This window comes from Pseudomonas sp. GCEP-101 (assembly GCF_025133575.1).
GTDB lineage: Bacteria > Pseudomonadota > Gammaproteobacteria > Pseudomonadales > Pseudomonadaceae > Pseudomonas > Pseudomonas nitroreducens_B.
Map to the genome: position 1 here is coordinate 3939130 of NZ_CP104011.1, position 16706 is coordinate 3955835.

Genomic DNA, 16706 nt, shown 5'->3' on the forward strand with positions numbered 1-16706 from the left:
ACAGGCTGGGCCAAGCGTAGGAGCGGACTTCGTCCGCGATCCGTCGCATCGCGCCGGAATCCATCGCGGACGGAGTCCGCTCCTACGGAAGATGCCGGCAACGCCAGCGGCGGTCAGACCTTCAGCACCAGCTTGCCGAAGTTCTCGCCGCTGAACAGCTTGGCCAGGGTTTCGGGGAAGGTTTCCAGGCCTTCGACGATGTCTTCCTTCGACTTCAGCTTGCCTTCGGCGATCCAGGTCGCCATGTCCTTGAAGCCTTCCTGGAAGCGGTGGGCGTAATCCATCACCACCATGCCTTCCATGCGCGCGCGGTTGACCAGCAGCGACAGGTAGTTGGCCGGACCGCGCACGGCCTCCTTGTTGTTGTACTGGCTGATCGCACCGCAGATCACCACCCGCGCCTTGGGCGCCAGGCGGCCCAGTACCGCGTCGAGGATGTCGCCGCCGACGTTGTCGAAGAACACATTGACGCCCTTGGGGCACTCGCGCTTGAGGCCGGCGGGCACGTCCTCGGCCTTGTAGTCGATGGCGCCGTCGAAGCCCAGCTCCTCCACCAGGTAGCGGCACTTGTCGGCGCCGCCGGCGATGCCGACCACGCGGCAGCCCTTGATCTTGGCGATCTGCCCGACCACGCTGCCCACCGCGCCGGCGGCGCCGGAGACCACCACGGTGTCACCGGCCTGGGGCAGGCCGACGTCGAGGAAGCCGAAGTAGGCGGTCATGCCGGTCATGCCCAGCGCGGAGAGGTACAGCGGCAGCGGCGCGCGCTGGCTGTCGACCTTGTAGAAGCCCTTGGGCTCGCCGAGGAAGTAATCCTGCACGCCCAGGGCGCCGTTCACTTCGTCGCCGACCTTGAAGTCCGGGTGTTGCGAGGCGATCACCTTGCCGACGCCCAGCGCGCGCATCACGTCGCCGATGGCCACTGGGGCGATGTAGGACTTGGCGTCGTTCATCCAGCCGCGCATGGCCGGGTCCAGCGACAGGTAAAGGTTCTTCACCAGGATCTGCCCTGGGCCGGGCTCGCCGACCGGGGTTTCCACGTAGGCGAAGGTGTCGCGGGTGGCGGCGCCGACCGGGCGCTGGGCGAGCTGGAACTGGCGGTTGATCTGGGCGGACATGGCAGTGAACTCTGTCAGTGGGAAAGCCTAGGTGATAGTCCGCGCCGGGCGTCGCGGCAAGCTCCGTCTGCCGGAGGAATGTCCGCCCATCGGCGTCAGTGATCCTCCTTCGCGGCAATCATCATTGGGATGGATGCAGCGACGTCGCGCCGCCTGATAGTGCTTCGCGCCCGCAGCGCGCTGGCTAGACTGCCACGGTTATCCCTTTTCCCTTGCCCACGCCTTCGAGGAACACACATGAGTCAGCTGCTTTCCGGCCAGGTTGCCCTGGTCACCGGCGCCGCCAACGGCATCGGCCGCGCCACCGCCCAGGCCTTCGCCCAGCAGGGCGTCAAGGTCGTGGTTTCCGACGTCGATGCCAAGGGCGGCGAAGCCACCGTCGAGCTGATCCGCGCGGCGGGCGGCGAGGCCACCTTCATCCGCTGCGACGTGACCCGCGACGCCGAGGTCAAGGCGCTGGTGGAGGGCACCGTGGCCGCCTACGGTCGCCTGGACTACGCCTTCAACAACGCCGGCATCGAGATCGAGAAGGGCAAGCTGGCCGACGGCGAGGAAAGCGAGTTCGACGCCATCATCGGCGTGAACGTGAAGGGCGTCTGGCTGTGCATGAAGCACCAGATTCCGGTGATGCTGGCGCAAGGCGGTGGCGCCATCGTCAACACCGCCTCGGTTGCCGGCCTGGGCGCCGCGCCGAAGATGAGCATCTACGCCGCCTCCAAGCACGCGGTGATCGGCCTGACCAAGTCCGCCGCCATCGAGTACGCGAAGAAGAAAATCCGCATCAACGCCGTGTGCCCGGCGGTCATCGACACCGACATGTTCCGCCGTGCCTACGAGGCCGACCCGAAGAAGGCCGAGTTCGCCGCCGCCATGCACCCGGTGGGCCGCGTCGGTCGCGTCGAGGAGATCGCCTCCGCCGTGCTCTACCTGTGCAGCGACAACGCCGGCTTCACCACCGGCATCGCCCTGCCGGTGGATGGCGGCGCCACGGCGATCTGATCGTCTCCAGCCGACTGTGCTGGGGCGTTCCCTCTCCTCAACCCTGGCTGTGCCCCGCTCCGAAGGAAGCAGGGGACCGTGCTCTGCGGTGGGTAGTGCTGCGGCTTTACAGGATTCGATGGGCTGGCCGGCGAGCTCAGAAGTTCCCGGGCATGCCAAACGGCTCCCTCGCCCTTCAGGGAGAGGGCGGGGGAGAGGGTAACCTCCGCAGCATTTTTTCAGGAAACCTGTAGGAGCGAGCTCGCTCGCGAACGGAGTTTCCGGCTGCTTCCGCGCTGGGCGGTTCGCGAGCAAGGACTAGGCGTCCCCCTCGGTCCTACAAAAGGTGGCCCGCTCGCCTCACGATCCCGCCCGGTTCGCTACAGACTTTCGCATTTTGTTACAGGATGACGTGGTTTTGGCCCGCAAGGCCAGTTACAAGCGCCCAAGAGGCCGAAACAATCGGCCCACCCCGGTTGGAGAATAATGACAATGACCAACGATCCCTTGCTGACGCTCTTCATGCCCATTGCCCTGGGCATCATCATGCTGGGCCTCGGCCTGTCCCTGACCCTCGCCGACTTCGCCCGCGTGGTGCGCTATCCCAAGCCTGTGCTGATCGGCCTGGTCTGCCAGATCATCCTGCTGCCCCTGGCATGCTTCCTCATCACCCTGGGCTTTGCCCTGGAAGCGGCGCTGGCGGTGGGCATGATGCTGCTGGCCGCATCCCCCGGCGGTACCACCGCCAACCTCTACAGCCACCTGGCCCACGGCGACGTGGCGCTGAACATCACGCTCACCGCGGTGAACTCGGTGATCGCCATCCTCACCATGCCGCTGATCGTCAACCTGTCGCTGCTGTACTTCATGAACGACGGCCAGACCATCCCGCTGCAGTTCGGCAAGGTGGTGCAGGTGTTCATCATCGTCCTCGGCCCCGTGGCCATCGGCATGCTCGTGCGGCGCCTGCTGCCCGCCGTGGCCGCGGTGTTGCAGAAGCCGGTGAAGATTCTTTCCGCGCTGCTGCTGGCGGTGATCATCGGCGTGGCCGTGACCAAGGACTGGCAGACCTTCCTCACCTATGCGCCCATCGTCGGCGCGGCGGCGCTGTGCTTCAACCTGCTGAGCCTGGCCGTGGGCTACTGGGTCCCGCGTCTGCTGAGACTTTCCAAGCCGCAATCGATCGCCATCGGCATGGAGATCGGTATCCACAACGGCACCCTCGCCATCGCCCTGGCGCTCAGCCCGATGTTGCTGAACAACCAGACCATGGCGATCCCCGCGGCCATCTATGGCGTGCTGATGTTCTTCACCGCCGGCCTCTTCGGCTGGTGGGTCAGCCGCGGCGTGGCCAAGACCGCGCCGGAGCAGGCGACGGCCTGACCTTCAGGCCAACCGGCAGGCACCGGCACCGCGCTTGATCGCGCTCAGGGGCGCTGCTTTCGCTGAGCATGGAATTCGCCGGCGGGGACTTCGCGGACAAGGTCCGCTCCTACACCGCGCGGTGTTCCGCCTGTAGGAGCGGGCCCACGCCCGCGATCCGCCGGCCGGGGCGGCGTTCAGCGGGGCACGCTCAACCAGCGCGGCGCCAGTTGAGCACCAGCTGGGTCAGCAGGCCTGCCACCAGGCCCCAGAAGGCCGAGCCCACGGAGAACAAGGTGAAGCCCGAGGCGGTGACGAGGAAGGTGACCATTGCCGCTTCGCGCTGGCGCGCGTCGGCCATGGCGTTGGTGAGGCCGTTGGTGATCGAGCCGAGCAGCGCCAGCGCGGCGATGGACAGCACCAGCGCCTTGGGCAACGCGGCGAACAGCGCCGCGAGCGTGGCGCCGAAGATGCCGGCGATGCCGTAGAACAGCCCGCACCAGAGCGCGGCGGTGTAGCGCTTGTGCGGGTTTTCGTGGGCTTCCGGGCCGGTGCAGATGGCCGCGCTGATGGCCGCCAGGTTGATGCCGTGGGAGCCGAACGGCGCCAGCAGCAGCGAGGCGATACCGGTGGTGGAGATCAGCGGCGAGGCGGGCACCTGGTAGCCGTCGGCGCGCAGCACGGCGAGGCCGGGCATGTTCTGCGAAGCCATGGCGACGATGAACAGCGGGATGGCGATGCTGATGGTGGCGGCCAGGGAGAAGCTCGGCGTGGTCCACACCGGGCGGGCGATTTCCAGCTGGAAGTGGCTGAAGTTGAGCAGGCCGAGGACGCCCGCCAGGGCGACGCCCACCAGCAGCGCGGCGAATACCGCGTAGCGCGGCGACAGGCGCTTGGCGACGAGGTAGCTGACGAACATGGCCACCACCAGCTCCGTCTGCTGCTGCGCGGCGTTGCAGATCTCGATGCAGATGCGGAACAGCACGCCGGCCAGCAGCGCCGAGGCCAGCGCGCCGGGCACCTGGCGCATCAGGCGGTCGAAGCTGCCGGTGAGGCCGCAGAGGGTGATCAGGCCCGCGCAGACGATGAACGCGCCGATGGCTTCGCCGTAGGGCACGCCGGGCAGGCTGCTGATCAGCAGCGCCGCGCCGGGGGTGGACCAGGCGATCACGATGGGCGTGCGGTAGCGCAGGGTCAGGCCGATGGTGGTCAGGGCCATGCCGATGGACAGCGCCCAGATCCACGAGGAAATCTGCGCGGTGGAAAGCCCGGCTGCCTGGCCGGCCTGGAACATCAGCACCAGCGAGCTGGTGTAGCCGGTGAGCATGGCGACGAACCCGGCGACGATGGCGGCGGGGGAGGAGTCGGCCAGCGGGCGCAGCGGCGCGGTGGCGGGAGTGGTGTCAGTCATGCACGTATTTCCATCAGGTGCGGGTGAACAGAGGGTAGAGCGAAGCGACCAGCAGCGCCGCCATGCCGACGTTGAACAGGCGCAACCGCAGCGGGTCTTCCAGCCAGCGCCGCAGCAGGCTGCCGAGCACCGTCCAGACGCCCACGCTGGGCAGGTTGACCACGGCGAACAGGGTAGCGATCAACACCACGTTGCCGATCCAGCTGTTGGCCGGCAGGTAGGTGGCGATGGCGCCCACGGCCATCACCCAGGCCTTGGGGTTGACCCATTGGAAGGCCGCGGCCTGGAGGAAGGTCATGGGCCTGGCGCTGTTTTCGCCTTTCGCCTCGGGGGCGCCGGAGCGGGCGATCTTCCAGGCCAGGTACAGCAGATACGCGCCGCCGGCATAGCGCAGTGCGGTATAGGTCGCTGGGAAGCGCTCGAACAGCTGATGCAGGCCCAGGCCCACGGCGACCACCAGCAGCAGGAAACCGATGCTGATGCCTAGCATGTGCGGGAGGGTGCGGCGCACGCCGAAGTTCACGCCCGAGGCCAGCAACATCATGTTGTTGGGGCCGGGGGTGATGGAGGTGACGAAGGCGAACAGCACGAAGGCGCCGAGGAGTTCGAGGGGCATGGCGGGGTACCGGTCTTGTTTTGGGGGACTACTTTTTCTGGAGCCTTGTGCCAGGGTTTTCCCTCTCCCTAACCCTCTCCCTGAAGGGAGAGGGGACCGTGCGGTGCAGGCTGAAGCCAAAGCGTCAGTCGGCATGGAACTCCCTCTCCCTTCAGGGAGAGGGCGGGGGGAGAGGGGCGCCCCAGGCAGAGTCTTAAGTAGGACCAGCCTAATCCCCCAGCTTCCGGCCTGTCCCATAACAGCCAGTCGCCGAACGGCCCGTACAGTGCGAGCGGCAGTGGCATGCGCGGGAGTGCGCCGGTATGGTGCGGGGAAGCCGTACAACTGATGGAAGATCGCCACCATGGACCAGAACCCCTATGCCGCCCCCAAGGTCGAGCTGGTGGATCAGAGCGTTCCCGGCGCGTTCCTCGGCGGGCGTTGGCGTGCGGGCCAGCTGCGCCTGCTCGCCTGCCTTAGCCTGGCGCTGCTGCTGTGCAACCTGGTGCTGTTCGCCCTGTCCTTCGCGACCGCCCTGCAGGCGTCCGGCACGTGGCAACGCTACGAACTCTGGGTCGGGGTGCTCAGCACGGTGCTCGGCTGCTTCCTGCTCTGGCGCACCCGGCGCTTTCTCGAAGACCGCTTCAATGCCCGTGGGCTGGCCTGGCCGGTTGGCCTGTCGATTGCCGTCGCGCTGGTGATGCAGGTGTACAGCCTGATCTTCGACGAGCAGCTGAGCGGCGAATTCAACGGCGCGCTGATGGGCTTCATGGGGCTGTTCGTGCCCACTGGCGTTGTCACCCTGTGGTACGGCATCCGTCTGCTGAAGATCGAGTTGCCGTACCCGTCGGTAAAGGTCATGGGCTGGCTGGAAGTGGCCTCCGGCGTGTGCCTGATCAGCGTCGTGCTGTTCCTGCCCGGCACCGCCCTGGCGATGGCCAGCCTGCTGCCGCTGGCGTTGATGTTCCTGCGCGCGGCGCGCGAGCTGGACGACTCCGCCCGCTAGCCCTCGTCCTGCGAGCGGGCGATGGCCTGATTGACGGCCAGCCAGCCGCGCACCGCGTCTTCCCCGGCCTCGTCGAAGGCGCGTTGCAGCAGGCGGCCCTGCTCCTGGCGCAGGGCCTTTTCCAGCTTGCCGCCTTCGGCAGTCAGCTCCAGCAGGCGCCGGCGCTTGTCGTTGTCGCAGGCTTCGCTGCGGATCAGGTCGCGCTCGAGCAACTGGCGCAGCGGCACGTTCAGCGCCTGCTTGGTCACGCCCAGCGCGGCCAGCAGCTGGCTGACGGAGAGCCCCGGATTGCGCGCGATGAAGAACAGGATGCGGTGGTGCACGCGGCTCAGGCCGCGGCGTGCCAGCATTTCGTCGGGTTTCGCGGTAAAGGCCCGGTAGCTGTAGAAGAAGGCTTCCATGGCCTGGAGTTGCAGGGTTGTTTTTGTTAGGTCAGGCATATTGACGTATCCGTCTCGGGCGTCGTAGCTTCGGTCAAGCAGTTTGACTCATTCTTCCGTGCTCCCGCTACCGGTGACCCCATGGCCTTCTCCGAACGCATCGCCCGACTGAAAAGCTCTCTGATTCGTGAAATCCTCGCCGCGGCGCAGCGCCCGGAGGTGATGTCCTTCGCCGGCGGCCTGCCGGCCGAGCCGATGCTGCCGAAGGTGAACTGGGACGCCATGCCGGCGAGCATGGGCCAGTACGGCATGAGCGAAGGGGAGCCGGCGCTGCGCGAGGCCATCGCCGCCGAGGCACGCGCGTTGGGCGTACCGTGCGAGGCGAGCCAGGTGCTGATCGTCAGTGGCTCGCAGCAGACGCTGGACCTGGCCAGCAAGCTGTTCATCGACCCGGGCACCGAGGTACTGCTCGAAGCGCCGACCTATCTCGCCGCGCTGCAGGCCTTCCAGTTGTTCGGGGCGAACTGCCTGACCGTGCCGCTGGGCGCCGAGGGGCCGGACGTTGCCGCGTTGCGCCAGCGCCTGGAGACCAGCAAGCCGGCCTTCGCCTATCTGATCCCGACTTTCCAGAACCCGTCCGGCGTGCGCTACAGCGAACAGCGCCGCGATGAAGTGGCCGCGGTGCTCGACGAGTTCGGCGTGACCCTGATCGAGGACGAACCCTACCGCGAGCTGGTGTTCGACGCGGGCGCCGCGACGCCGCTGGTCAGCCGCCTGAAACAGTCCAGCTGGATCTACACCGGCACCGTGTCCAAGACGCTGTTGCCAGGCCTGCGCGTGGGCTTCCTGATCGCCACGCCGGACCTGTTCCCGCACCTGCTGCGCCTGAAGCAGTCCGCCGACCTGCACACCAACCGCGTCGGCCAGTGGCAGGCGCTGCAGTGGTTCGGCACCGAAGCCTACCGTGGCCACCTGGCCGAGCTGCGCGACTTCTATCGCCTGCGCCGTGACGCCATGCAGGCGCAGTTGCAGGAGCATTTCGCCGACCTGGCGGAGTGGAACGTGCCCCAGGGCGGGCTGTTCTTCTGGCTCAAGCTCAAGCAGCCGCTGGATACCCGCACGCTGCTGGACGCCGCGCTGGCGCAGAACGTGGCGTTCATGCCCGGCGAGCCGTTCTTCGTCGAGCCGGATGCCAACCCCGGCTATTTGCGGCTTAACTTCAGCCACGTGGCGCCCGAGCGCGCCGGCGAAGGCTTGCGTCGCCTGGCCGCGGTGATCCGCGACGCCCAGGCTCAATGAGGAGATGAGCATGTACACCGTTTATGGCGATCGGCAGTCCGGCAACTGCTACAAGGTCAAGCTGGCCCTGCACCTGCTCGGCTTGCCGTACCAGTGGCGCGACGTCGACATCCTCAAGGGCGAGACGCAGACCGCCGAGTTCCTGGCGATGAACCCCAACGGCAAGGTGCCGGTGCTGCAACTGGAAGACGGCACCTGTCTGTGGGAGTCCAACGCCATCCTCAACTTCCTCGCCGATGGCAGCGAGCTGCTGCCCCGCGAGCCGCGTCTGCGCACCCAGGTGCTGCAGTGGCAGTTCTTCGAGCAGTACAGCCATGAGCCCTACGTGGCGGTGGCGCGCTTCATCGAGTTCTACCTGGGCCTGCCGGAGGAGCGCCGCGAGGAGTACGCGCGCTGCCACAAGGGCGGCTACAAGGCGCTGAAGGTGATGGAGAAACAGCTGGAGCAGACGCCTTATCTGGTGGGGGATACCTACTCCATCGCCGACATCACCCTGTACGCCTACACCCACGTGGCGCACCAGGGCGGCTTCGACCTGTCGAACTTCCCGGCGATCAATGACTGGCTGGCGCGGGTGGCGGACCACCCGCGGCATGTGGGAATGCAGGACTGATCCTCAAACCCCGCCCCTGAAAACGCCGCTTCCCCGGAAGCGGCGTTTTTTATTGGGCTGCCGGGGGCGTAGGAGCAACTGTCTTTATCTGAAGCCTTGTGCTGGCGATCTTCCCCTCTCCCTAACCCTCTCCCTGAAGGGAGAGGGGATATCCGTGCCGAGCGATCTTCCGTGTCTGCCGATGAGCTCGGTGATGACCGCGCACGCCGAACGGCTCCCTCTCTCTTCAGGGAGAGGGCGGGCCCGGCGCAGGGCTATCCCGGTAGGAGCGGACGTTGTCCGCTGTGTGGCCGGCCAGCTCGGAGCCGTCGGCAAGCGATCGCGGACGAAGTCCGCTCCTACGCACGGTTTCTCCAGGTGAGTGGCGAAAACCGGCAAATTGCCATCAGATAGATCCGAAAAACCGCTCTAAATTGCGGATTTCGGCTCTATGGGGTTGACCGGCATCATGGCGGCGTTTTGCCGCCCTCCCTACCCTTGATCGCGCTGCCATGCGGGATGTACCGATGTGGCCGGACGCGAGCGGCAGGCAGTGTCGTCGTCCGGTATGGGGAGGGAAAGATGGCCTATCTGGTCTGGCAGGCGGATCTCGATACCGGGATCGGAGTGATCGACGCACAGCACAAGCGCATCGTCGAAATGATCAACCAACTGCACGAGGCCCAGGCCCAGCACGACCGAGCCATGCTCGGCGGGGTGATCGAGGAACTGGTGGACTACACGATCTCCCATTTCGCCTTCGAGGAAACCCTGCTGGAGGACTCCGGCTACCAGTTCACCCGTGCGCACAAGAAGGTCCACGAACTCTTCATCAAGCGCGTTTCCGACTACCACCTGCGCTTCGACGCTGGCGAGGACGTTGCCGAGGAGCTCAAGGGCCTGCTCGGCCGCTGGCTGTTCAACCATATCCGCAACGACGACGCCAACTACGTCGACGCGGTGAAGGCGACCATGCACGAGCTGACCCGCGACCAGAGCCATGGCGGCTGGCTGTCGCGCTCGATGAAGCGATTCTTCGGCTGAATCTTCAGCCACTTCGGCGGTGAATGCCGGCGCGAATCCGCCTTGGCTGACTATGCTCTGTGCACAACGACAAGCAATGCCAGGGGGTATTCGCGCATGAAGACGCTGTTGAAGTCACTGCTGCTGCTTTCATTCCTTTCGTCCTTCCCGTTGTTCGCCGCCCAGTCGAGCACCACTGCCCCGACGGATGACCAGCGCGCCAAGGCGCTGCTGGCCAAGGCGGTGGCCGCCTACAAGCAGGACGGTGACAAGGCGTTCGCCGCGTTCAGCCGGCAGGGCGAGTTCGTCGATGGCGACCTGTACGTCTTCGTGGTGGACAGCAAGGGCACCATGCTTGCCAGCGGTGGGCCGTCGGTGGTGCTGATCGACCGCGATGTCTCGTCCACCCTCGATCCCTCGCTCAAGGAACAGTTCGCCAAGGCGCTGAAGTCGCCGGAAACCGGCAAGGTGCAACAGGCCGACTACCGCTGGAAGAACTGGGCGGACGGCAAGGTCGAGCGCAAGCACGTGTACTACCAGCGCGTTGGCGAGCGCTTCCTCGCGGTGGGCTACTACATCCCGCGCGCCTCGGCGCAGCAGGCGGCGGCGATGCTGGACAAGGCGGTGAAAGCCGTCGAGGCCGATCCGCAAGGCACCTTCAAGAAGATCAATGCGCTGGACAAGACCTTCATCGAGGACGATCTCTACGTCTTCGTGGTGGACCTGGACACGTCCAGGTTCGTCGCCCACGGCTTCAACACGCGGATGGTCGGCACCGATTTCGAATCGCTGAAGGACCCGGGTGGCAACCCGGTGGGCCACGCCATGCTGGAGCTGGCCAAGTCCAAGGGGGAGGCCGAGTTCGACTACCAGTGGCGCAACCCGGTGACCAGCAAGGTGGAAAACAAGCACGCCTTCCTGCGCAAGGCCGGCCACTATCTGGTCGCGGTGGGCTACTACACCCGCTGAGCCCTGTGCCGCAGGCAGAAAAAAACCGGCCCTTGGGGCCGGTTTTTTCATGGCGGCGGTTCGCTTCAGTGGATCAGGCTGAGGAACTCGCTGCGGGTGGCGGCGTTCTCGCGGAACTCGCCGAGCATGACCGAGGTGACCATGGAGGAGTTCTGCTTCTCCACGCCGCGCATCATCATGCACATGTGCTTGGCCTCGATCACCACGGCCACGCCCAGCGCGCCGGTGACCTGCTGCACGGCCTCGGCGATCTGCCGCGACATGTTTTCCTGGATTTGCAGGCGGCGGGCGTACATGTCGACGATGCGCGCGACCTTGGACAGGCCCAGCACCTTGCCGTTGGGGATGTAGGCGACGTGGGCCTTGCCGATGAAGGGCAGCAGGTGGTGTTCGCACAGCGAGTAGAGCTCGATGTCCTTGACCAGCACCATTTCGCTGTTGTCGGAGCTGAACAGGGCGCCGTTGACGATCTCCTCCAGCGTCTGCTGGTAGCCGCGGCAGAGGTACTGCATGGCTTTGGCGGCACGCTTGGGCGTATCCAGCAGACCTTCGCGGGTGACGTCCTCACCGAGCTGGCTGAGGATCGCGGAGTAGTTTTGTTCCAGGGACATGATCTACCTGTGGCAATGACAAAAATAAGAACCGTGGCGCAGGGTAGGGCGCGCGGTCCCCTCTGGCAAGCGCCTGCTGCCGGCTGGCGCGTTATGCCGGGCGCTCTGGCGCCAGGCGCCGGGCCGGGGCTGCCGCGGCGGATTTACTCGTCGCGGCCTTCGAGCATGGTGCGACGCAGCATCACGTAGATGGCGCCGGTGCCGCCGTGGCGCGGCAGGCAGGAGGCGAAGCCGAGCACCTGCGGGTGCTGGCGCAGCCAGGTGTTGACGTGGCTTTTCACCATGGGGCTGCGGCCGTCGATGCGCGCGGCCTTGCCGTGCGTGACGCGGACACAGCGGATTTCGAAGCGGGTGGCCTCGGCGATGAAGTCCCAGAGGGTTTCACGGGCGGTTTCGATCTTCATGCCGTGCAGGTCGAGGCTGCCTTCGAACGCGATCTGGCCAGCCTTGAGCTTGCGCATCTGGCCTTCCTGGACGCCGTCGCGGGCCCAGTAGAGTTCGTCCTCGGGACCGACGTCGATGACGAACTGATCGGAGAGGCCATCGACGCGAATGTTCTCGGTGCGCACGGTTGCGTTCTGCCGCAGCTCCTTGAGCTGCTTGCGGTCGGCCTTGGGCTTGCCGGTATCGGCCTGGTCCACGGTGATGCGCTTGACGCCGCGCATCTCGCGGGCGAATTGAGAAAAGTCGTCGTCTTGCATGCGCACCTCCTGAAAGAGCCGCGCAGTTTAACGGATCGAACTGGTCCTACGGAAAGTCGCCACCTGGCCTGTAGGAGATTAGTCGCGGCGCTTCATCAACCGCGGAGACAGGCTCAGGCCGTCGCGGCCACGGGCGCGGCGGCGCGCAGCGCGCCAGAAGATGATGCCCAGCCACAGGCAGAGCAGGCCGATCACCAGCAGCACCGCGCCGGCGCCCGGCTCGATGTGCATCACGCCCACCGCCGGCTGGCGGCGCAGCAGGGCGGCAACACCGGCCATGGCGGAGAGGATGCCGAAGGTGGCGATCACCGCGGCGAGTGCGGCGGCGAAGCGCCAGCGCCAGCGGCCCGGGCGTTTGGGGCGCAGGCTGCGTGGATCGAAATTGTCCGTCATCTTCATCCCGACTTCCTCATCTATTGAACGAGGCTATGACCGGTGGGGATGGGTGGGGTTCCAACCCCAGGGTCGGGAAGTACTGCGAACCCGCAGTGTGAGCGGGTTCGCACACTTTCGCGCCTAAGCTGAGCCTAACCCCGGGCGCTTGTCGCCGCCGTCCGTCGGGACGAATGGCCTCAGACCAGCGCCTGGGCCTGGGCCACCACGGCGGCGAAGTTGTCGCCCAGGGCGGCGATTTCGGCGCGGTGCAGGTCGCGGGCGGCGAGCACGCCACCTTCGGGGGTGGGGATGTCGCGGGTGGCGCAGGCGGCATCCACCAGGGTGCAGCGATAGCCGTAGTCCTTGGCGGCGCGCACGGTGGTGCTGATGCTGGAGTGGGTCATGAAGCCGCAGACGATCAGGTCCAGGCGGCCGCTGGCCTGCAGGCGATCATGCAGGTCGGTGCCGGCGAAGGCGTTTGGCAGGCGCTTGTCCACCACCACCTCGCCCGGCAGCGGGGCCAGTTCGGGCAGGAAGCGGCCACGCGGGCCCTGCGGGTCGAGCAGGCCGCCGACCACGCCCAGGTGGTGAACGTGGACGATGGGAGTGCCCATGGCCCGGGCCGTCTCCAGCAGCAGGCGAATCTGCGCCACCGCCGCGTCCAGGTCAGGCAGCGCGAGTACGCCGCTGCGGTACTCCTCCTGGGCGTCGATGATCAACAGAGTGCTCTGGCGCAGGGTGGCCGGCGGATATCCGCGCCCACTGATCTGCAGCATGCTGAGCGGATGGGACATGTCTGGACTCCTGTAAATGCATGTTCATTCATTGTGGGCCGTAACGCGTCTGCTGTGAATCTTTGCGAACTCGCGCCAAAGTGGTATTGGCATTCTTTCCCGGAACTGGCTGGAGGCGCCCCAGAGCCTCCCCGCTGAGCTAGAATGCGCCCCTTTTTGCGAGCTGCGAGGACACACTGCCGTGACCGAATCCCGTTTGCTGACCCTGCGTGACCATATCCGCTGGGCCGTGAGCCGCTTCCACGCCGAGGAACTGTTCTTTGGCCACGGTACCGACAACGCCTGGGACGAAGCCCGCCAACTGGTGCTGGGCGCGCTGCACCTGCCCTGGGAAATGGCCGATGCCTACCTGGACTGCCGCCTCGAGGACGAGGAGCGCGAGTACCTGATGCACCTGCTGCGCCGGCGCATCGAGGAGCGCGTGCCCACCGCCTACCTGCTGGGCGAGGCCTGGTTCTGCGGCATGCCCTTCGTGGTGGACGAGCGCGTACTGGTGCCGCGCTCGCCCATCGCCGAACTGATCGAACGCCGCTTCGAGCCCTGGCTCGCGGCGGACCCGGCACGCATCCTCGACCTGTGCACCGGCTCGGGCTGCATCGGCATCGCCTGCGCCAGCGCCTTCCCGGAGGCCGAGGTGGTGCTGGGCGACCTGTCGTTCGATGCGCTGGAAGTGGCCAACATCAATATCGAGCGCCATGAACTGGGCGAGCGCGTCTACACCGTGCAGGGCGATGGCTTCGCCGGCCTGCCGGGCCAGCGGTTCGACCTGATCGTGTCGAACCCGCCCTATGTCGACGCCGAAGACTTCGCCGACATGCCCGCCGAGTACCACCACGAGCCGGCGCTAGGCCTGGCCTGTGGCAACGATGGGCTGGACCTGGTGCGGCGCATGCTGGCCGAGGCCGCGGACCACCTCAGCGAGCGCGGCACGCTGGTCGTGGAAGTGGGCAACAGCCAGGTGCATGTGGCGGCGCTCTATCCGGAAGTGGACTTCACCTGGCTCGACTTCGAATACGGCGGCCACGGGGTGTTCCTGCTCTCGGCGCAGCAGTGCCGCGAGCACCAGGCGCTGTTCAAGTCCCGCATAAAGGCCTGAATCCGAACCTGTAGGAGCGAGCTTGCTCGCGAACAGGGCTCACCGGCCGCGACCAGGCTGGGCGGTTCGCGAGCAAGCTCGCTCCTACGAAAAGCGGCTTCGGGTGGGTTCAGCGCGGGGCTCGGCCAATCGCGGACGAAGTCCGCTCCTACGCGAATTTCTGTGCGGGGCAGCCTCTCCCTGAAGGGAGGGGGCGCTATCCATGCCGGCTGACACTGTGGTTTCAGCCGGCACCGATCCAGTCCCCTCTCCCTTCGGAGCGGGGCGCGTAGCCAGGGTTGGGGAGAGGGAAATCTCAGGTACAAATTCTGAGAAAGACAGTTGCTCTTACGCGAGGGCGAGTTTTGGGTAGGAGCGGACTTCGTCCGCGATCGCGTGCATGGCACGCTCCTACAGGTGGCGCGTGGTTCGTGTAGAAGCGGGCGGCCCCGCCGATGTGTCGGCGGGGCGCAATGGCTCAGTGCGTGGCGATCCAGATCAGCAATCCCGCCTGGAACACGGCGAACACCGTCAGGCAGGCGATGGTGAAGCGCAGGCTGGTGTCGTCGCGGCGGAAGGTCTCGATGCGTTGCTCCAGCCGGCGGATTTCGTTGGCTTGGCTGGCAAGGTTCTGGTCGGCCTGTTCCAGCATCGAGCCGGCTTCCAGCAGCGGCAGTATCTGCACCTTGTCCTTGTGCCAGTCGTCGTACAGCTCGCTGACCCGGCCGACGCTATAGCGCGCCTTCAATAGCCGCGAGTCCTCATAGATCACATCGAAGCCCTGGGCGCGCAGGAAGTGGTCGCGGCGTTGCCGGGCCTCTTCGTTGGGCGCGTCCTTCATTGCCAGCGCGCCGCCCTCGACGCGGTAGTGCGACCATTTCTTCTTCGCCCAGGCCACCCCCTGGGCCAGCAGGAAGCGGCCCAGGCCGCGGTTGAGCGGCTCGGTGGCGAAGCCCGAGTCGGCACCGAAGCGCACTTCCTTGTTGCGGTGGTCCGCCCAGACCTCCAGGAGGTTCACCTCCTTGCGCAACACCTGGCCCGGCACCTGAACGCTCAGGCGCAGTAGGCTCTGCTCGGCGTTGTGCCGCTCCACCCGGCCCAGTTGCACGAAGCGCAAGGGCCGCGCGCCGGTGGTGCGATCGGTGGGCAGCGGCGCCAGGCGCAGCAGGCGATAGTGTTCCGGCGCCAGCTCCGCCCAGGGATGCGGGCGGGCGGCGCTCTCGTCGGCGGCGACGGCGGTCTGTTCGGCTTCGGTCATGGGGATCCACCTCGGGCCTGGCGGGCGTGACCAGGCTTCTTCCGTGGTTTATCGACGCAGCGGCGAATTTCTTGAGACGCTCGCTCCAGATTCCGCCAGCGTGCCACCGGGCAGGGTCTGCGCGTGCCGGATGAACGCCGTGAGTCGCTCCACCAGCTCGCGGGCCAGCGGCAGGTTGGGGTTGTTGTAGGACGCCAGTTGCTGCGGACCGCTGGTCGGAACGATGCGCAGGATGTGGTTCATCCCGGCGATCAGGTGGAAGTCGCTGTCGGGCTTGGCGCGCTGCAGCGCCTGGGCATCCTCGACGCCGACCTGGATGTCGTTGGTGCCCTGCAGGATCTGCGTGGGCAGCTTGAGCGCGGCAAAGGCGCGGGCCGGGTCCTGGCGGAACAGCGAGATCAGGTAGGGCTGCACGCTGGGGCGGAACAGCACCTTCAGCGGCTCCGGCACCCGCGGTTGCAGGCGCCCGGCCTGCAGGCCGTCGATCAGTTGGTCGGCCTGGGCCAGCAGGGGAGGCGGCAGGCGGCCCTGCAATTGCTCGCGCAGCACGTCGCCGATGGGGCGGGCGCTGCCGGCCAGGGACACCAACGCCTCGGCGTGGGTGTCCGGCGCAGCCAGGCTGGCGATCAGCGCGCCTTCGCTGTGGCCGATGAGGACCTGCCGGCCGAAGCGCGGGTCGTGGGCCAGCCTGTCGCTCCAGGCCACCACGTCGCTGACGTAGGCCTCGACGCTGAGCTCTTCCTCCCGCGGCGCCGCCGGCAGGCTGCGGGCCACGCCGCGCTTGTCGTAGCGCACGCTGGCGATGCCGTTTTCCGCCAGCGCTTCGGCCAGCTTGCGCAGGTAGGCGTTCTGCCCGCCCTCGGGGTTGTTGCCGTCGCGGTCGGTGGGGCCGGAACCGGCGATCAGCAGGGCCACGGGCGGCGGCGTGGCGGTCTGCGGCAGCAGCAGGGTGCCGCGCAGGACGCCATGGCCGGTATCCAGGTCATAGGGGCGTTGCAGGATGCTGGTGGGCGCGGCCTGGGCGAGGGCGGCGATGAACGACAGGCAGAGCAGGGCGAGACGACGCATCGAGGACTTCAGGCAAGGGCTGATGGCGCTTTGATCCTAACGGGGCGCGAAGGTTCGCAGGGCGGATTGACGCAGGTATACTGCTCGGCCT

At 66.7% G+C, this 16706-nt stretch carries 18 protein-coding genes; 8 read left to right on the top strand and 10 right to left on the bottom strand.

The genetic code is table 11. The features are described 5' to 3' along the window. Nucleotides 1-113 precede the first annotated feature (113 nt). Nucleotides 114-1118, bottom strand: coding sequence for an NADP-dependent oxidoreductase (locus N0B71_RS18145; protein ID WP_259754065.1), 1005 nt, complete (start codon nt 1116-1118; stop codon nt 114-116). 237 nt (nt 1119-1355) lie between these two features. Here N0B71_RS18145 and N0B71_RS18150 point away from each other — a divergent pair, with 237 nt between their 5' ends. Then, nucleotides 1356-2117, top strand: coding sequence for an SDR family oxidoreductase (locus tag N0B71_RS18150; RefSeq protein ID WP_259754066.1), 762 nt, complete (start codon nt 1356-1358; stop codon nt 2115-2117). Nucleotides 2118-2588: 471 nt separating this feature from the next. Continuing rightward, nucleotides 2589-3479 (top strand): bile acid:sodium symporter family protein, encoded by an 891-nt coding sequence (locus tag N0B71_RS18155; RefSeq protein ID WP_259754067.1) that lies wholly within the window; start codon nt 2589-2591, stop codon nt 3477-3479. A gap of 190 nt (nt 3480-3669) precedes the next feature. On the opposite strand, the gene N0B71_RS18160 is transcribed toward N0B71_RS18155, so the two are convergent. Then, nucleotides 3670-4869 carry a benzoate/H(+) symporter BenE family transporter gene (locus N0B71_RS18160; protein WP_259754069.1) on the bottom strand — a complete coding sequence of 400 codons (1200 nt, stop codon included), beginning with the start codon at nt 4867-4869 and terminating at the stop codon, nt 3670-3672. 13 nt (nt 4870-4882) lie between these two features. After that, entirely contained in the window at nt 4883-5485 is a 603-nt protein-coding gene (locus tag N0B71_RS18165) for a LysE family translocator (protein ID WP_259754070.1), read from the bottom strand. A gap of 343 nt (nt 5486-5828) precedes the next feature. Between N0B71_RS18165 and N0B71_RS18170 the strand changes: the two genes are divergently transcribed. Next, entirely contained in the window at nt 5829-6470 is a 642-nt protein-coding gene (locus tag N0B71_RS18170; protein WP_259754071.1) for a hypothetical protein, read from the top strand. On the opposite strand, the gene N0B71_RS18175 is transcribed toward N0B71_RS18170, so the two are convergent. Continuing rightward, entirely contained in the window at nt 6467-6910 is a 444-nt protein-coding gene (locus N0B71_RS18175; protein ID WP_259754073.1) for a MarR family winged helix-turn-helix transcriptional regulator, read from the bottom strand. The genes N0B71_RS18170 and N0B71_RS18175 overlap by 4 nt on opposite strands. An 81-nt stretch (nt 6911-6991) precedes the next feature. On the opposite strand from N0B71_RS18175, the gene N0B71_RS18180 reads away from it, so the two are divergent. The 4 genes from N0B71_RS18180 (at nt 6992) to N0B71_RS18195 (ending at nt 10733) form a co-directional block, all read left to right on the top strand. Then, complete coding sequence (locus tag N0B71_RS18180; RefSeq protein ID WP_259754074.1) at nt 6992-8149, top strand: aminotransferase-like domain-containing protein; 1158 nt, start codon at nt 6992-6994, stop codon at nt 8147-8149. 10 nt (nt 8150-8159) lie between these two features. After that, nucleotides 8160-8762 carry a glutathione S-transferase family protein gene (locus N0B71_RS18185; RefSeq protein ID WP_259754075.1) on the top strand — a complete coding sequence of 201 codons (603 nt, stop codon included), beginning with the start codon at nt 8160-8162 and terminating at the stop codon, nt 8760-8762. A gap of 561 nt (nt 8763-9323) precedes the next feature. Continuing rightward, on the top strand, nt 9324-9785 hold the full coding sequence (locus N0B71_RS18190) for a bacteriohemerythrin (protein ID WP_259754077.1): 462 nt from the start codon (nt 9324-9326) through the stop codon (nt 9783-9785). Between the two features lie 96 nt (nt 9786-9881). Then, a complete protein-coding gene (locus tag N0B71_RS18195) occupies nt 9882-10733 on the top strand; it encodes a cache domain-containing protein (protein ID WP_259754079.1) in 852 nt (283 codons plus the stop codon). Nucleotides 10734-10798: 65 nt separating this feature from the next. Here N0B71_RS18195 and folE read toward each other — a convergent pair whose 3' ends face one another. From folE to N0B71_RS18215, 4 genes are all read right to left on the bottom strand, one after another. Then, complete coding sequence (gene folE / locus N0B71_RS18200) at nt 10799-11344, bottom strand: GTP cyclohydrolase I FolE (RefSeq protein WP_259754081.1); 546 nt, start codon at nt 11342-11344, stop codon at nt 10799-10801. Nucleotides 11345-11487: 143 nt separating this feature from the next. Beyond that, nucleotides 11488-12045, bottom strand: coding sequence for a Smr/MutS family protein (locus tag N0B71_RS18205; protein WP_259754083.1), 558 nt, complete (start codon nt 12043-12045; stop codon nt 11488-11490). A gap of 78 nt (nt 12046-12123) precedes the next feature. Next, nucleotides 12124-12444 carry a hypothetical protein gene (locus N0B71_RS18210; RefSeq protein ID WP_259754084.1) on the bottom strand — a complete coding sequence of 107 codons (321 nt, stop codon included), beginning with the start codon at nt 12442-12444 and terminating at the stop codon, nt 12124-12126. Nucleotides 12445-12617: 173 nt separating this feature from the next. Further along, on the bottom strand, nt 12618-13214 hold the full coding sequence (locus N0B71_RS18215; protein ID WP_259754085.1) for a cysteine hydrolase family protein: 597 nt from the start codon (nt 13212-13214) through the stop codon (nt 12618-12620). Nucleotides 13215-13395: 181 nt separating this feature from the next. Between N0B71_RS18215 and prmB the strand changes: the two genes are divergently transcribed. Beyond that, entirely contained in the window at nt 13396-14310 is a 915-nt protein-coding gene (prmB, locus tag N0B71_RS18220) for a 50S ribosomal protein L3 N(5)-glutamine methyltransferase (protein ID WP_259754086.1), read from the top strand. Nucleotides 14311-14767: 457 nt separating this feature from the next. On the opposite strand, the gene N0B71_RS18225 is transcribed toward prmB, so the two are convergent. Beyond that, on the bottom strand, nt 14768-15547 hold the full coding sequence (locus tag N0B71_RS18225; protein ID WP_259754087.1) for a hypothetical protein: 780 nt from the start codon (nt 15545-15547) through the stop codon (nt 14768-14770). Between the two features lie 48 nt (nt 15548-15595). After that, nucleotides 15596-16615, bottom strand: coding sequence for an alpha/beta hydrolase (locus tag N0B71_RS18230; protein ID WP_259754088.1), 1020 nt, complete (start codon nt 16613-16615; stop codon nt 15596-15598). Nucleotides 16616-16706: the final 91 nt, after the last annotated feature.

Excerpts from the sequence above, each read along its gene's own strand:
- N0B71_RS18145 (WP_259754065.1), bottom strand. The coding sequence starts at position 1,118 with ATGTCCGCCCAGATCAACCGCCAGTTCCAGCTCGCCCAGCGCCCGGTC.
- N0B71_RS18150 (WP_259754066.1), top strand. The coding sequence starts at position 1,356 with ATGAGTCAGCTGCTTTCCGGCCAGGTTGCCCTGGTCACCGGCGCCGCC.
- N0B71_RS18155 (WP_259754067.1), top strand. The coding sequence starts at position 2,589 with ATGACCAACGATCCCTTGCTGACGCTCTTCATGCCCATTGCCCTGGGC.
- N0B71_RS18160 (WP_259754069.1), bottom strand. The coding sequence starts at position 4,869 with ATGACTGACACCACTCCCGCCACCGCGCCGCTGCGCCCGCTGGCCGAC.
- N0B71_RS18165 (WP_259754070.1), bottom strand. The coding sequence starts at position 5,485 with ATGCCCCTCGAACTCCTCGGCGCCTTCGTGCTGTTCGCCTTCGTCACC.
- N0B71_RS18170 (WP_259754071.1), top strand. The coding sequence starts at position 5,829 with ATGGACCAGAACCCCTATGCCGCCCCCAAGGTCGAGCTGGTGGATCAG.
- N0B71_RS18175 (WP_259754073.1), bottom strand. The coding sequence starts at position 6,910 with ATGCCTGACCTAACAAAAACAACCCTGCAACTCCAGGCCATGGAAGCC.
- N0B71_RS18180 (WP_259754074.1), top strand. The coding sequence starts at position 6,992 with ATGGCCTTCTCCGAACGCATCGCCCGACTGAAAAGCTCTCTGATTCGT.
- N0B71_RS18185 (WP_259754075.1), top strand. The coding sequence starts at position 8,160 with ATGTACACCGTTTATGGCGATCGGCAGTCCGGCAACTGCTACAAGGTC.
- N0B71_RS18190 (WP_259754077.1), top strand. The coding sequence starts at position 9,324 with ATGGCCTATCTGGTCTGGCAGGCGGATCTCGATACCGGGATCGGAGTG.
- N0B71_RS18195 (WP_259754079.1), top strand. The coding sequence starts at position 9,882 with ATGAAGACGCTGTTGAAGTCACTGCTGCTGCTTTCATTCCTTTCGTCC.
- folE (WP_259754081.1), bottom strand. The coding sequence starts at position 11,344 with ATGTCCCTGGAACAAAACTACTCCGCGATCCTCAGCCAGCTCGGTGAG.
- N0B71_RS18205 (WP_259754083.1), bottom strand. The coding sequence starts at position 12,045 with ATGCAAGACGACGACTTTTCTCAATTCGCCCGCGAGATGCGCGGCGTC.
- N0B71_RS18210 (WP_259754084.1), bottom strand. The coding sequence starts at position 12,444 with ATGAAGATGACGGACAATTTCGATCCACGCAGCCTGCGCCCCAAACGC.
- N0B71_RS18215 (WP_259754085.1), bottom strand. The coding sequence starts at position 13,214 with ATGTCCCATCCGCTCAGCATGCTGCAGATCAGTGGGCGCGGATATCCG.
- N0B71_RS18225 (WP_259754087.1), bottom strand. The coding sequence starts at position 15,547 with ATGACCGAAGCCGAACAGACCGCCGTCGCCGCCGACGAGAGCGCCGCC.
- N0B71_RS18230 (WP_259754088.1), bottom strand. The coding sequence starts at position 16,615 with ATGCGTCGTCTCGCCCTGCTCTGCCTGTCGTTCATCGCCGCCCTCGCC.